Source organism: Pseudomonas chlororaphis (genome assembly GCF_001921865.1).
Taxonomy (GTDB): Bacteria; Pseudomonadota; Gammaproteobacteria; order Pseudomonadales; family Pseudomonadaceae; genus Aquipseudomonas; species Aquipseudomonas chlororaphis_D.
The window spans coordinates 278,136-290,689 of sequence record NZ_MSCT01000008.1 but is presented as its reverse complement, the minus strand read 5'-3'; the positions used below and the strand labels follow the sequence as shown (position 1 = coordinate 290,689).

The following is a 12,554-nucleotide window of genomic DNA, read 5'->3' as shown; positions in this document are numbered from 1 at the left end:
CGCGCAAAGGTCGCACAAGCCGTGGCCAGGCGCGCCCTTAGCGCAAGGCCAGCAGCCCGTGCACCAGAGGTTCGAGGTCCAGGCCGTTGACCTGCTTGATCTGCTCGATCAGGGCGGGCGGCCAGCCGTCCATCCCCTGGCAGGCGCCCAGCATCGCACCGAGGATGGCGGCAATGGTATCGGTGTCGCCCCCCAGGCTCGCGGCCATGCACAGCGCCTCGAAGGCTTGCAGCTCGCCGATGGCGACCTGGTGGGCCAGGGCGAAAGACACCACCACCGACTCCTGGGAGGCCACGGAAGTGCCGATCACGTCGTACAGCAGATCGGCCAGCAGCGCCTTGTCGCTTTCGACGCTGAGGGTGCGCGCCCAACTGATACGGGTGGCGATGCGCCCGCCGGCCACCCAGTGGCCATGGCGCTCCGCTTCCTGGGCGATCTGCACGCCGACTTGCAAGGCGTCGCCCAGCGGCACGCCATTGATGCCGGCGGAAACCACCGCCGCCACCGCCGCCGCGCTGGAAATGCCCAGTGTGGTGTTATGGGTGACCTGGCAAGCTTGCACCACCGCGTGAATGAACGCCTGGGCATCGTCGACGTTCACGGCGATGCCCACTGGGGTGATACGCATCGCCGCGCCGTTGGTGGTGCCGTAACGCCCGGCCTCCTCGGCGGAGTGTCCGGCGAGAATCATCTCGATCGCGCGCTTGGTCGAAGGGCCCAACAGGTCCTGGGAACCCTTGGCGCGCATCGCCGCTTCCCATTCGATCAGGCTGTGGGCCAGCACCGTCGGTTCGATCCGGCCTTTGCCGGCCACCAGCAAATCGCCGACCAGGATCGCCTGCTCGGTGTCGTCGGTAATCGAGCCCTTGGGCATGTTGGCGGCGATCGGTTGATCGGGCCCGGCATCTTCCAGGCCGCGGATAGCGCCAAAGCGCTGCTGGATCTGCTGCCGGCTGAGGGATTGGGTCGGCATGCCCAGGGCATCGCCCAGCGCCAGCCCGTAAAAAGCGCCCAGGGCGCGATCCAGGGGGGTCATTTCTGCGCCCCGAATTGCAGGTGCAAGCGAAAGTGCACCGGGTCGAGGAAACTTTCCACTTGCTCCATAAAACGCCCGCGACGGTCATAGGTGGTGCGCAGGGCCTTGAGGAACACACTGCCGACCGGACGCCCCAGCAGCTGCGCCTGTTCTTCGTCGAGGGGCTCGGCGCCGATCCATTGATCACCGCGCTCGCCGATATAGCCGTAGGCGGCCAGGGTAATGGTCAGGGAATCATCGATCAGCCCCACGCGCGGCAGGCTTTCCAGGCCTCCGCTGGCAGGCATCAGGGAACGTTCGAGGGAAACCACGGTGCCGTCGGTGGAGCGCCGGCGTCGGTCCAGGGCAATGAACTGGTCGGTACCCAGGCGGTTGAGCAGGTCCGGACGCTGCACCGCTTCCAGACGCAGCACCTCGGTATTGATCAGCGCGCCGGTGTCCGCCAGGGCCTGGGCCCAGCCGCTCTGCTGGTCCAGCACCACACCGTCGTAGGTGACGATGGAGCCGACCCCGCTCTGGGTGGCGATGTAGTTGCGGCGCTTGAGCTCGGCCAGGGCCTCGCGCAGGGTGCCACGGCTCACCGAGAATTCCTGAGCCAACTGATGCTCGCCCGGCAGCAGGAAACCGTCCTCCATGAGGCCGCTTTCGATGCGTCGGATCAGCTCGTCGACCACCCGTTGTTTCTTGTCAAATCGAACATGTTTAATCATGTACAAATTGATACCCGAAACGGCATCTTCGTCGCAAGATATTTATTCGATCAACAACAGGTTTCGCGCCTCAGGGCTCCAGGCCGATCGGGAAAAACACCCCGCCGCTCCAGACCCCCAGCCAGTTCTGACCGTCGATCGGACGGCTGACCGCCAGCTCGACCAACTGATAGAACACATTGCGGTGCACCAGCGCTTCGAGATTGCTGCGTACATGCACGTATGGCGCCGGCTCCTGGGTCACCGGGTCGATCACCACTCTCAGCGGGTGTTCGCTGCCAGCCACGGCCTGCTCGTCGACGTTGGTGGTAAAACGCAGGACCTGCGCCTCGCCCTCGCCTTCGACGTCCAGGGTAACGGCGACAAAGGGTGCGTCGTCGACCTTGATGCCGACCTTTTCCACCGGGGTGATCAGGAAGTAGTCGTCGCCGTCGCGGCGAATGATGGTGGAGAACAGCTTGACCATCGGTTTACGGCCGATGGGGGTCCCCAGGTAGTACCAGGTGCCGTCACGGGCGATCCGCATATCGATATCGCCGCAGAAGTCGGGATTCCACAGGTGGACCGGCGGCAGGCCTTTTTCCGTCTTGGGGATCTGCGCCAACAGATCGTTGGCTTTGCCCGGACCGCTCATGCTGCTCTCCTCATACTTGGCTCAATCGCTCAAGCCTAACAGGCTGCGGGCGTATTGCTCGAGCGGCGGGCCGATGAGGTCTTCTGGCTTGTTGTCGTGGAACGTCAGGAAACCGCCGCGACTGCGAATCCGCGCGGTATCGATCAGGTATTGGGTGCTGGTCTCGATCAGCATGATCTGAATCACCCCCTTGTCGATCCCCAGGCGATCCACGGCTTCCTGGTCGAACCATTCGTCCGAGTTGCCGATACGGTCGTCGGCCTTGGCGAAACGCGTGTACAGCAGGTAATGCGCCCCCGCCTCACGGGCCTCGGCCATGGCCTGGTCGAGGCCTTCCGGCGCACGGGCACGGCGGACCATGGGGAAGTATTCGATAAAGCCCTTGAAGGCTTCCTCGGCCACCACGTTGGGACGCGGATAGGCGCTGCCCGGCGGCGCGAAGGCGCCCTGGGCGATGAAGATGAACGAATCCGGCTGAACGCGGAACGAGTTGGAGCGCTGGGTATTACTGTGATCGAGGAACCCCGCATCGCTCATGTGATAGCGAACGCCCTCGCCCATATCGCTGACATTCATGCAGCCGCCGAGCCCTAAAAAGGCCAACAGCAAAACCAGGCTACGCATCCTTCCCTCCAGAAACCGGTGACGGAAAACCGGCGAATGGCCACGAGATGCAGCTTCCGCGCCAGCTCGTCCAGAGCGCTGGCAAACCTGTTGAATGCAATTGAACTGACGGCTATGGGTGTGGGAGTCAGGGAACTGAAGGCTCAGCCACCGATGATTTTCATCACGGTCGCACCGCCGGAAAACGCCAGGTCCTGCTTGTCGCCCAAGGCCTTGACCAGCAAGCGCTGCAACGCCGGCAAGGCTTGATGGCGCGGCTTGTCCAGCAGGTCGCCGACATAATGCCGGTTGCTTGACGACAAGCATCCGTGCAGCCAGCCGGTAGACGACAACCGCAGGCGCGAGCAGGTCCGGCAGAACGGCACGCTTTCGTTGGCGATCACGCCGAAATGGCCCTGCCCCGGAATCTCGTAACGCACCGCGGTCGCATCCACCGGCGCGTCGGCCTGCAGGTATTCGTAGCGCTCGCCGATCAAATCCAGCAGCTGTCGCAGGCTGACGAACTGCTGCAGGAACGCATTGGAATCGCTGGCCAGGTGGCCCATGCGCATCAGCTCGATAAAACGCAGCTCGTAACCACGCTCCAGGCAGTAGTCGAGCAACGGCATGACCTGGTCCAGGTTCTGCCCCCGCAGCGGCACCATGTTGACCTTGATTTTCATGCCCGCCGCCCGGGCCTGTTCCATGCCGTCGAGCACCGTCGCCAGGTCGCCGCCGCGCGCAATACCGCGGAACGCCGAAGCGTCCAGGGTATCGAGGGAAACGTTGATGCGCCGGATGCCGGCCTCCACCAGCAGCGGCAGCTTGCGGGCGAGCAGTTGGCCGTTGGTGGTCAGGCTGATGTCTTCCAGGCCCATCCGCCCGACCGCGCTCATGAAGGCTTCCAGCTTCGGGCTGACCAGGGGCTCGCCGCCGGTGATACGCAGGCGCTCGATGCCCGCGGCCTCGATCAGGTAGGCCACGCCGCGCGCCATGGCCTCGGCCGACAACTCGTCCTGGGCAGCCACCAGCCGCTTGCCGTTGGGCACGCAGTAGGTACAGGCGTAGTTGCAGGCAGAAGTCAGGCTGATACGCAGATTGCGAAAACGCCTGCCTTGACGGTCAACGATCATGGATGACTCCGGCGGAGGAAGAGTGAACCGACCAAAACTTGACTCACAAATCAGGTTTTGGCAAGTCCCATGCCTGAGTATATTCCCCGGGGCACGGCGCCATATAGGGAAATCATGGCGCCATAAGACGACTGAATGAATCAGCTGCCGGAGGTGTCGGGGTCGCGCTTGCGCTTGTTGCCCATACGCACGCCGATGTCCATCAGGAACTGGAAGAAGCCTTCCTGGTCTTCCAGCACATTGCTCCAGAAGGGCGAGTGGTACAGCGCCACAGCGCCATGCACCAGCGCCCAGGCCGCGCAGTAGTGGAAGTAAGGCGGCACATCCTCGAGCTTGCCTTCGCTGATGCGACCCTTGATCAACAAGGTCAGGCGCTCGAAGTTGGACGCACGGATCTTGTGCAGTTCCTCGACCATTTCCGGCACCTGGTTGCCCTTGACCACCTTCTCTTCCAGGCGATCGAACAGCCGGTAACGCTGTGGATCGCGCATGCGGAACTCGAAGTAGGCCCGGGACAGGGCTTCCTTATCCTTGTCGACATCGGCAGAGTGCAGCAGCTCGTTCAGGTCGCGCTCATAGTCGAGCATCAGGCGCAGGTAGATCTCCGCCTTGGACTTGAAGTGCTTGTAGATGGTCCCTTTGCCGATACCAACGGCATCAGCGATCATCTCGACGGTGACGCTGTCTTCACCTTGTTCGAGGAACAGCTTGAGCGCGGTATCGAGAATTTCTTGCTCGCGGCGACGAAACTCACGGACCTTACGAGGTTCTTTCTGCATAAGAAAAGGTCTGTCGGGGTCAAAATCGAAGCCGCGTATTATGCCTAACTTGCGCCAAAATGCACGGATCATCCGACCATGACTATGTTTCTCGATGAATTTGTACAGGCTCCGGGCCTGCGTTATTTGAATCATGCCGCCGTTGCCCCTTGGCCTAACAGGGCCGCCGAAGCCGTGGCGCGCTTCGCCAAAGAGAACGTTTTACTGGGGGCGCGGGACTATTCGGACTGGATGACCCTCGAACAACGCCTGCGCGAACGGCTGATGCGCCTGCTAAATGCACCGTCAACGGATGATATCGCGCTGGTCAAAAATACTTCAGAAGCATTGTCGTTCGTCGCCTTTGGCCTGCCGTGGGAAAAAGGCGACCAGGTCGTCATCAGCGATGAAGAATTCCCCTCCAATCGGATCGTCTGGGAAGCCCTGGCCGCCCAGGGCGTGGAAGTGTTGCAAGTCAGCCTCAAGGGCGACGACCCGGAAGGCGCGCTACTGGCCGCCTGCGGGCCCCGTACCCGACTGATGGCGATCAGCGCCGTGCAGTTCGCCAGCGGCCTGCGCCTGGACCTGCAGCGCTTGGGCGCCGGCTGCAAACAGCAGAAGGTGCTGTTCTGCATCGACGCCATCCAGCAACTGGGGGCCCTGCCCTTCGATGCCCAGGCCTACCAATGCGATTTCGCCATGGCCGACGGCCACAAATGGCTGCTCGGGCCTGAAGGGCTCGGCGTGTTCTATTGCCGCAGCGAACTGCGCCCGCAACTCAAGCTCCACGAATTCGGCTGGCACATGCTGGAACACATGGGCGATTACAGCCGCAGCGAATGGGAACCGGCCAAGAGCGCCCGGCGCTTCGAATGCGGCAGCCCGAATATGCTCGGCGCCATGGCCCTGGAAGCAAGCCTGTCACTGCTGGAAGACGTGGGCATGGAGCGCGTGGCGACATTGATCGCCGAACGGGTCCAGTGGCTTCAGGAAGGCTTGAGCGGCATCCCCGGCGTGCGCCTGCACACCCCGCTCAACCCGGCGCGGCGCGGCGGGATTTTCTCCTTCAGTATCGACGGCATCGATAATCAGGCCGTTTATGAGGCATTGCGCCAACAACAGGTGGTGTGTATCCCGCGGGGCCCTGGAGTCAGGTTTTCGCCGCACTTCTACACCGAAAGACGCGTAATCGACGAGACTGTCGCCATAGTGACGGCCATTGCCCAACAGTGAGAACTCAAGGGAAGCGCGCGTATTCCAAAATTGTTTAAAAAACGAGCAGTGCCAACTGGACTGAACGCAATAGTGATCAATACTTGAGGTGTCGGCGTGACATCTCCCCCAAGTGAAGCGCTGATGAAGGTACCAACGGACGGCGTGCCTTTGTTTTACTCCTAATGGTCTTAACCCGGATTCACCCCCCAGAACCCGGGTTTTTTTTGCCTGCGATTCAGCCCTTGACGTGCGCCAGCGGGAACAGACGCTTGAAGTTCGCGGTGGTCTGCTCGGCAAAACGCTCGTACGGCTCTCCCCGCAGCATCGCCAGGAACTCGGCGACCTCACGCACGTACTGCGGCAGGTTGGGCTTGCCGCGATAAGGAATCGGCGCCAGGTACGGCGAATCGGTTTCCACCAACAAACGGTCCGCCGGTACCTGGCGCGCCACGTCCCGCAGCGCGTCAGCATTGCGGAACGTGACAATCCCGGACAAGGAAATGTAGAACCCCAGGTCCAGGGCGGCCTTGGCCATGTCCCAATCCTCGGTGAAGCAATGCAAGACCCCGGCTTGCGGCAACGCCGCTTCGCGCAACAGGGCCAGGGTATCGGTGCGCGCGCCACGGGTATGCACGATCACCGGCTTGCCGGTCTGTTGCGCAGCTTGCAAGTGCAGGCGGAAGGACTCCTGCTGCAACTGCGCCGCTTCCGGCTCGTAGTGATAATCCAGGCCGGTTTCGCCAATCGCCACCACCCGCGGATGATTCAGCTCCTGCAGCAGCCAGTCGAGGGCTGGTGCAGCGCCGGGCTGGACATCCAGAGGGTGGATGCCGACCGAGCAATCGACGTCGTCATAACGCTCGGCCAGGGCTTTGACATCCGCCGCGTTGTCGGCGCTGACGCCGATGCACAGGAAGTGTCCGACACCGCGCTGACGCGCTGCGTCCAGGGCGGCATCGAGCGAGCCGTCGTGCGCGGCAAGGTCGAGGCGATCGAGGTGACAATGGGAATCTACGAGCATAAGAAACGACAACCACATTCGGTCAATGAACAAGCCGGCCCGGGCAGCGGCCGGCGATTCGGTGAGTTTCCAGGTGCTGCCGTCAGTTGCGGCCCGTCAGGGCGGCCCACTGCACCAGCAAGGCTTCGAGCAACAGCACTCGATTGAGGTTGGCCTTGTTCAACACCTTCTGGCGCTGCGCAAGGATCCAGTCCTGGATCTCCAGGACCTTGGCCTGGGAAGACTTCTGCGCCAGGTACTGCACCACCTTGCGCATATCGGCCAGCCCCAGCCCCTCCTCGTCCTGCGTCAGTTGATAACGCAGGATCAGGTTCGACCAGTCGCAAAACCAGTCGAACAGCAGGAGCAAGGGTATCGCATTCCAGCCTTCGGCCAATTGGGTCGGCGATTGCTGCTGCTTGAGCAACTTCTTCACGCCGTCGACCACCTGCGCCCGTTGCTCACGCGCGCCCTGGGCCTGCAGGCTGACAGCCGCCAAGGGCGAGCCGGCCGCCAGGGTCAACAGCTCGACCCGCTCCTCTTCCGAGCAGTCCGGCAGGGCCCGGCTCAGCCATTGCAGGCTCACGGCCTCGCTGGGCAACGGGCAGGCCTGCTGTACGCAGCGGCTCTTGATGGTCGGCAGCAAACGGCTTGGCTGGTGGCTGACCAACAGCAATACCGTATCGCCGGACGGCTCTTCGAGGCTTTTCAGCAGCGCGTTGGACGCGTTGATGTTCATCGACTCGACCGGCTCGATCAGCACCACCTTGCGCCCGCCCAGCTGCGCGGTCTGCACCACGAAGCTGACCAGATCGCGCACCTGGTCGACCTTGATCGCCTTGTCCGCTTCTTCCGGCTCCAGCACATAGTTGTCCGGGTGGCTGCCGGCCTGTAGCAGCAAACACGACTTGCACTGCCCGCAGGCGTCCAGCCCCGCCGGGTGCTGGCACAGCAAGCGCGCCATCAGGCGCTCGGCCAGCGCGCGCTTGCCGATACCTCCAGGGCCGTGGAGCAGATAGGCATGGGCATGTTGCGCACGCCCCGCCAGCTGCTTCCAGAGTTCGTCCTGCCAGGGAAAGGCTTCAGCCACGGTGCAGCTCCAGCAATTTTGGCAACAAGGCATCCAGCGCCTGCTGGACCTGGGGCAGCGATTGCGCGGCATCCACCAACAGGTAACGCGCCGGATCGGCCTTCGCCCGCTGCAGGTACGCCTGGCGCACCGCCTCGAAGAACGCCCGCCCTTCAAGCTCGAAACGATCCAGGCGTCCACGGGCGCTGGCGCGCGCCAAGCCCTCCTCGACCGGCAGGTCGAACAGCAGGGTCAGGTCGGGGCGCAGCTCACCCTGGACGAACTGCTCCAGGGTAGCGATGCGTTCGACGGACAAACCGCGACCGCCGCCCTGATAGGCGTAGGTGGAATCGGTAAAACGATCGCACAGCACCACCGCGCCACGGGCCAGCGCCGGACGAATCACTCCGGCCAGGTGCTGGGCGCGCGCGGCGAACACCAGCAACAGCTCGGTATCGGGATCCATGACTTCATCGCCCGGGGCCAGCAACACGTCGCGGATCCGCTCGGCCAGCGGCGTACCGCCCGGCTCGCGAGTCAGCAGCACCTCGATGCCGGCGGCGCGCAGGCGCTCGGCCAGGTATTCGCGGTTGGTGCTTTTGCCGGCGCCTTCCGGGCCTTCCAGAGTAATAAACAAGCCAGTCACGGGCAGTCCTTAGTCAAAGTCATTGCGGGCTTTTCGGCTCGGCTTCGGCGGGCGCCTCGGCCGGTGCTTGCGGCGCAGCTTCCGGGCTGGCCTGAGGCTCATCCGGAGAAGCTTCCCGGGTCGGTTCTTGAGGAGCCGCTTGCGGCGGCGCCTCAGGGGCGGTATCCGGTGCTGCCGCGGGGGTCGACTCCGGCGCGTCGGCAGCCGCCGGACTGCCCACCGGTGCCGGGCTCGAGCGATAGTCGGCGCGGCGCTTGAGCTGAAACTCGCGCACGGCACTGTTGTGCGCGTCCAGATCATCGGAGAACACATGGCTGCCATCGCCACGCGCGACGAAATACAGACTGCTGCCCGGTACCGGGTTGAGCGCGGCATGAATCGCCTCGCGGCCGACCATGGCGATCGGGGTCGGCGGCAGGCCGCTGATCACATAGGTGTTATAGGGCGTGGCTTCCTTGAGCAGCGCGCGGGTCAACTTGCCGTTGTATCGCTCGCCCAAGCCGTAGATCACCGTCGGATCGGTCTGCAACAACATGCCGACCTGCATGCGACGCACGAACACCCCGGCAATCTGCCCGCGCTCCTGGGGCACGCCGGTTTCCTTCTCCACCAGCGAGGCCATGATCAGCGCCTGATAAGGCTCGGTATAAGGCGCGTCGGCCGCGCGCTTGCTCCATTCCTTGGCCAGCACATCATCCAGGCGGTTGTAGGCTTTGCCCAGCAGCTCGACGTCGCTCATGCCGCGTACGAAGCGATAGGTATCGGGAAAGAACCGGCCTTCAGGGAAAACCCCGGCGTGACCGAGCTTTTCCATGACCTCGCTGTCGCTCAGGCCCTCCAGGGTCTGCTCGAGCTTGTCGTGCCTGGCCAACGCAGCGCGCACCTGGCGGAAGGTCCAGCCCTCCACCAGCGTCAGGCTGTACTGCACCACTTCGCCACGCTGCCAGACGCCGATCAGGCCTTGGGCGGTCATCCCCGGGGTCATGCGGTACTCGCCGCTATGCAGCGGTTGCCCTTCCAGGTTGAAGCGCCAGTACAGGCGCAGCCAGAAAGCGTCCTTGAGCACACCATTGGCTTGCAGGCGATTGAAGGTACCGCCGGGGGTCGAGCCGGCCGGTACGTCGAGCAATTGCTCTTGAGTCAGATTGAGAGGCTGCTCCAGCGCCGAGTTCAGCTTCCAGGCCGCGGCGCCCAGCGCCAAGCCTGCCAGAACCAGGCCGGTCTCCAGCAGAAGCAATAATTTACGTCTCACAAATCAGGCATCCAGTAGCGTGCGGACAATGCGTTGCAGTTTACGGGTGAGCGGTCCGGCCGGCCAGCGCAGCGCACCGCAGGCAAGTACCGGCCAGATGCCATAAACGCTGTTGCAGACAAAGACTTCGTCGGCCTGTTGCAACTGTTCGAGACTGATGTCGGCGATTTGCGTGGGAATAGCCGACGACGCGGCCTGAAACAATATTTCAGCGCGCATCACGCCAGCGACGCCGCAACGGCTCAAGTCAGCCGTGAACAAGCCACCGTCGCGCACCAGGAACAGATTGCTGAACACCCCTTCGATCACCCGGCCGGAAACGTCCAGCATCAAGCCTTCGGAATGCTCGCTGTCCTGCCATTCGGAGCGGGCCAGGACCTGCTCCAAGCGGTTGAGGTGTTTGAGGCCGGCCAGCAGGGGCTGCTCGGACAGGCGGGTGACGCAAGGAAACAGCCGCACCCCCTGTTCGGCATGTGCCGTCGGGTAAGCCGCCGGCGCACTGCCCTGAAGAATACGTCGCGGCTGCGCCTGTGGGGCGGCGGCATAACCGCGCTGGCTGTCGCCGCGAGTGAGGATCAGCTTCAGCACGCCCTCACCCAGCAACGACGCATAGGCGCTGAGCTCGCTGCGAATCAGCGTTTGATCCGCGGCGATAGCCAGCCGCGAACAGCCCTCGGCCAGGCGTAGCAGATGCCGCTCCAGCAACAAGGGGCGCCCCTCCCGCACCGCGATGGTCTCGAACAAGCCATCGCCATAAGCCAGGCCGCGGTCCTTGAGCGACAGAACGTCATCCGGCCGACCATCGACCCAGCTCTGCATCAGCCGGCGAACCGGCGGAACACCAAGGAACCGTTGGTCCCACCAAACCCGAAGGAGTTGGACAGCACCACATCGATGTCCATGCTGCGCGCGGTGTGCGGCACGAAATCGAGGTCGCAACCTTCATCCGGCTCATCGAGATTGATGGTCGGAGGTGCAGCTTGGCTATTGATCGCCAGCACACTGAAAATGGCTTCGATCGCTCCCGCCGCCCCCAACAGGTGCCCGGTCATGGACTTGGTGGAACTGACCGCCAGCTTGTAGGCGTGATCGCCGAACACGCTCTTGATCGCCTCGGCTTCCGCCAAATCACCAGCAGGGGTCGACGTGCCATGGGCATTGATGTACTGCACCTGGTCGACGTTCAACTTGGCATCGCGCAACGCGTTGGTGATGCAACGTGCCGCGCCGGCGCCGTCGGCGGGTGGCGAAGTCATGTGATAGGCATCGCCGCTCATACCAAAGCCGATCAGCTCGGCATAGATGGTCGCGCCGCGGGCCTTGGCGTGCTCCAGCTCTTCGAGCACCAGCGCACCGGCGCCGTCGGACAAGACGAAGCCATCCCGGCCCTTGTCCCAGGGACGACTGGCACGGGTCGGTTCGTCGTTACGGGTCGACAGCGCGCGGGATGCCCCGAAGCCACCCATGCCCAGGCCGCAGGCAGCCATTTCGGCACCACCGGCGATCATCACGTCGGCTTCGCCATATGCAATGTTGCGGGCCGCCATGCCAATGCAGTGGGTACCGGTGGTACAGGCCGTGGAAATGGCGTAGTTCGGCCCCTGGGCACCCAGATGGATGGACAGGAAACCGGAAATCATATTGATGATCGAGCCAGGCACGAAGAACGGAGAAATTCGACGTGGGCCGGAATCATGCAGCGTGCGGCTGGTTTCTTCGATATTGGTCAAACCGCCAATACCCGAGCCCATGGCAACGCCGATTCGCTCACGGTTGGCATCGGTCACTTCCAGGCCGGCATTACGCACCGCCTGAAAACCGGCCGCCAGGCCGTATTGAATGAACAGGTCGAGTTTGCGGGCCTCTTTGACCGACAGGTATTCCTCGACATTGAAGCCCTTTACCGAGCCGCCAAAACGGGTGGAATAGGCAGAAAGGTCGGTGTGTTCGATCAGACCAATGCCACTGCGGCCAGCCAGAATGCCCTGCCAACTGCTCGGAACATCCGTACCCAGTGGCGACAACATACCCATACCGGTGACTACGACGCGTCTACGCGACACAGCACTCTCCTTTTTCTAATGACGACACTTTGCATCAGGCCTAAAGAAAAAACCGCACGCCGTAACGGCAGTGCGGTTTTTCCATGACAGCAAAAGACGACTAAATACGATTAAGCCTGGTGGCTGGTAACGTAGTCGATAGCTGCTTGAACGGTAGTGATCTTCTCAGCTTCTTCGTCAGGGATTTCGGTCTCGAATTCCTCTTCCAGAGCCATCACCAGCTCAACGGTGTCAAGGGAGTCGGCACCCAGGTCTTCAACGAAGGAAGCGGTGTTAACAACTTCTTCTTCTTTAACGCCCAGTTGCTCGGCAACGATTTTCTTGACGCGCTCTTCGATGGTGCTCATACCTTGTTTTCACTCCTAATGGACAAATTCAGGCAGCTGGCCAGTGGGTAAGTGTATAGAAAGGCTTTTCAGCTTTTCAACTGAAAGC

14 protein-coding genes are annotated in these 12,554 nt (G+C 62.6%); 1 reads left to right on the top strand and 13 read right to left on the bottom strand.

Features of this window, described 5'->3' with window-relative positions; translation table 11 throughout:
• Positions 1–37: 37 nt before the first annotated feature.
• The 6 genes from BTN82_RS08570 to BTN82_RS08545 form a co-directional block, all read right to left on the bottom strand.
• Complete coding sequence (locus BTN82_RS08570) at positions 38–1,036, bottom strand: ADP-ribosylglycohydrolase family protein (protein ID WP_075118714.1); 999 nt, start codon at positions 1,034–1,036, stop codon at positions 38–40.
• Positions 1,033–1,746, bottom strand: coding sequence for a GntR family transcriptional regulator (locus BTN82_RS08565; RefSeq protein ID WP_075118713.1), 714 nt, complete (start codon positions 1,744–1,746; stop codon positions 1,033–1,035). Before BTN82_RS08565 ends, BTN82_RS08570 begins: the two co-directional genes overlap by 4 nt.
• 70 nt (positions 1,747–1,816) lie before the next feature.
• Positions 1,817–2,380 (bottom strand): DUF1285 domain-containing protein, encoded by a 564-nt coding sequence (locus BTN82_RS08560; RefSeq protein WP_075118712.1) that lies wholly within the window; start codon positions 2,378–2,380, stop codon positions 1,817–1,819.
• Between the two features lie 21 nt (positions 2,381–2,401).
• Positions 2,402–3,004: a DUF4823 domain-containing protein gene (locus tag BTN82_RS08555; protein ID WP_075118711.1), complete on the bottom strand. Its 603-nt coding sequence runs from the start codon at positions 3,002–3,004 to the stop codon at positions 2,402–2,404.
• Between the two features lie 143 nt (positions 3,005–3,147).
• On the bottom strand, positions 3,148–4,116 hold the full coding sequence (locus BTN82_RS08550) for a GTP 3',8-cyclase MoaA (RefSeq protein WP_075118710.1): 969 nt from the start codon (positions 4,114–4,116) through the stop codon (positions 3,148–3,150).
• Positions 4,117–4,256: 140 nt separating this feature from the next.
• Complete coding sequence (locus BTN82_RS08545; RefSeq protein WP_075118709.1) at positions 4,257–4,895, bottom strand: TetR/AcrR family transcriptional regulator; 639 nt, start codon at positions 4,893–4,895, stop codon at positions 4,257–4,259.
• 78 nt (positions 4,896–4,973) lie between these two features.
• On the opposite strand from BTN82_RS08545, the gene BTN82_RS08540 reads away from it, so the two are divergent.
• Positions 4,974–6,107, top strand: a complete 1,134-nt coding sequence (locus tag BTN82_RS08540) for an aminotransferase class V-fold PLP-dependent enzyme (RefSeq protein WP_075118708.1) — start codon at positions 4,974–4,976, stop codon at positions 6,105–6,107.
• 217 nt (positions 6,108–6,324) lie between these two features.
• On the opposite strand, the gene BTN82_RS08535 is transcribed toward BTN82_RS08540, so the two are convergent.
• The 7 genes from BTN82_RS08535 to acpP all read right to left on the bottom strand — a co-directional run bounded on the left by BTN82_RS08535 (position 6,325) and on the right by acpP (position 12,466).
• Positions 6,325–7,110 (bottom strand): TatD family hydrolase, encoded by a 786-nt coding sequence (locus tag BTN82_RS08535; protein ID WP_075118707.1) that lies wholly within the window; start codon positions 7,108–7,110, stop codon positions 6,325–6,327.
• A gap of 82 nt (positions 7,111–7,192) precedes the next feature.
• Positions 7,193–8,179 carry a DNA polymerase III subunit delta' gene (locus tag BTN82_RS08530; RefSeq protein ID WP_075118706.1) on the bottom strand — a complete coding sequence of 329 codons (987 nt, stop codon included), beginning with the start codon at positions 8,177–8,179 and terminating at the stop codon, positions 7,193–7,195.
• Positions 8,172–8,804 (bottom strand): dTMP kinase, encoded by a 633-nt coding sequence (gene tmk / locus BTN82_RS08525; protein ID WP_075118705.1) that lies wholly within the window; start codon positions 8,802–8,804, stop codon positions 8,172–8,174. The genes BTN82_RS08530 and tmk overlap by 8 nt, the downstream gene beginning before the upstream one ends.
• A 19-nt stretch (positions 8,805–8,823) precedes the next feature.
• Entirely contained in the window at positions 8,824–10,056 is a 1,233-nt protein-coding gene (gene mltG / locus BTN82_RS08520; protein ID WP_075118704.1) for an endolytic transglycosylase MltG, read from the bottom strand.
• 3 nt (positions 10,057–10,059) lie between these two features.
• Positions 10,060–10,875 carry an aminodeoxychorismate lyase gene (gene pabC / locus BTN82_RS08515; RefSeq protein ID WP_075118703.1) on the bottom strand — a complete coding sequence of 272 codons (816 nt, stop codon included), beginning with the start codon at positions 10,873–10,875 and terminating at the stop codon, positions 10,060–10,062.
• On the bottom strand, positions 10,875–12,119 hold the full coding sequence (gene fabF, locus BTN82_RS08510) for a beta-ketoacyl-ACP synthase II (RefSeq protein ID WP_075118702.1): 1,245 nt from the start codon (positions 12,117–12,119) through the stop codon (positions 10,875–10,877). The genes pabC and fabF overlap by 1 nt, the downstream gene beginning before the upstream one ends.
• A 110-nt stretch (positions 12,120–12,229) precedes the next feature.
• The gene (gene acpP, locus BTN82_RS08505; RefSeq protein WP_003175607.1) at positions 12,230–12,466 is read right to left on the bottom strand and encodes an acyl carrier protein; all 237 of its coding nucleotides are present in this window, start codon (positions 12,464–12,466) and stop codon (positions 12,230–12,232) included.
• Between the last annotated feature and the right edge of the window lie 88 nt (positions 12,467–12,554).

What these genes read in the sequence shown, in the direction of transcription:
- BTN82_RS08535 (WP_075118707.1), bottom strand. Translation starts at nt 7,110, where the DNA reads ATGCTCGTAGATTCCCATTGTCACCTCGATCGCCTCGACCTTGCCGCG.
- BTN82_RS08545 (WP_075118709.1), bottom strand. Translation starts at nt 4,895, where the DNA reads ATGCAGAAAGAACCTCGTAAGGTCCGTGAGTTTCGTCGCCGCGAGCAA.
- BTN82_RS08570 (WP_075118714.1), bottom strand. Translation starts at nt 1,036, where the DNA reads ATGACCCCCCTGGATCGCGCCCTGGGCGCTTTTTACGGGCTGGCGCTG.
- BTN82_RS08540 (WP_075118708.1), top strand. Translation starts at nt 4,974, where the DNA reads ATGACTATGTTTCTCGATGAATTTGTACAGGCTCCGGGCCTGCGTTAT.
- BTN82_RS08560 (WP_075118712.1), bottom strand. Translation starts at nt 2,380, where the DNA reads ATGAGCGGTCCGGGCAAAGCCAACGATCTGTTGGCGCAGATCCCCAAG.
- acpP (WP_003175607.1), bottom strand. Translation starts at nt 12,466, where the DNA reads ATGAGCACCATCGAAGAGCGCGTCAAGAAAATCGTTGCCGAGCAACTG.
- BTN82_RS08550 (WP_075118710.1), bottom strand. Translation starts at nt 4,116, where the DNA reads ATGATCGTTGACCGTCAAGGCAGGCGTTTTCGCAATCTGCGTATCAGC.
- BTN82_RS08565 (WP_075118713.1), bottom strand. Translation starts at nt 1,746, where the DNA reads ATGATTAAACATGTTCGATTTGACAAGAAACAACGGGTGGTCGACGAG.
- BTN82_RS08555 (WP_075118711.1), bottom strand. Translation starts at nt 3,004, where the DNA reads ATGCGTAGCCTGGTTTTGCTGTTGGCCTTTTTAGGGCTCGGCGGCTGC.
- pabC (WP_075118703.1), bottom strand. Translation starts at nt 10,875, where the DNA reads ATGCAGAGCTGGGTCGATGGTCGGCCGGATGACGTTCTGTCGCTCAAG.